A 635-nucleotide genomic window follows, 5' to 3' on the forward strand; every position below is an offset into this window, starting at 1 on the left:
TCCTCATTGGTTTCATATTGTCCATCTGAGAAAACCTTAACTACCGGGGATGCGCGCTTGATGAAGCCGTTAGAATCTACGGTTGTGTTTCTTGAATGCCATAGTCGTGACCAGCCTTTCCACTGCTCATAAGACGTTTTATCGGATCGCTTTGAGTTCAGATAATATTCATTATCAGAACCCCAGCTACTGGCCAGCGCTGTTCCAATATTATCTGCTGTTGACGGGAAGAAATTGACGGTACTGTACTTTGCCGGCGCATCCCAGGGACCGATGTTGCTCGTATCTCCCCAGCTGAACATGGCAAAGTCTCGTCTGGATGTAAACGCGGCATACCAGCTACCGCCGCTACCGTCTGTTAACTGTCGGTTTGTCGTGGCAGCCAGACTCTGGCGGGCTGACTCCGGACTGTTGCCACCCGTACCACCCTGAGTGACACTTAAAGGCGTTGTTAACCCGCTGAGGCTGGTGATGTCACTGTTAGCACCTTTTTTAACGTAATCATCAAGAGCTGTCTTATCTGCCTTATTATCCAGGTCCGTTTTGTCTGCTTTATTGCTGACACTATTGACCAGTTTTTTCGCTGATGGCCCCGTTGTCTGGCTGGTATCTGGAAGCGTAATTGTGACATCACC

The 635-nt window shown here is 49.1% G+C and carries 1 protein-coding gene; it reads right to left on the bottom strand.

Annotation, left to right across the window (positions count from 1 at the left end; genetic code table 11):
- The coding region (locus OGX95_RS00060) for a phage tail fiber protein (protein WP_502872735.1) at nucleotides 1–635 on the bottom strand (635 nt) is incomplete at both ends.

The organism is Citrobacter sp. Cu233 (genome assembly GCF_030332225.1).
Taxonomy (GTDB): domain Bacteria; phylum Pseudomonadota; class Gammaproteobacteria; order Enterobacterales; family Enterobacteriaceae; genus Citrobacter.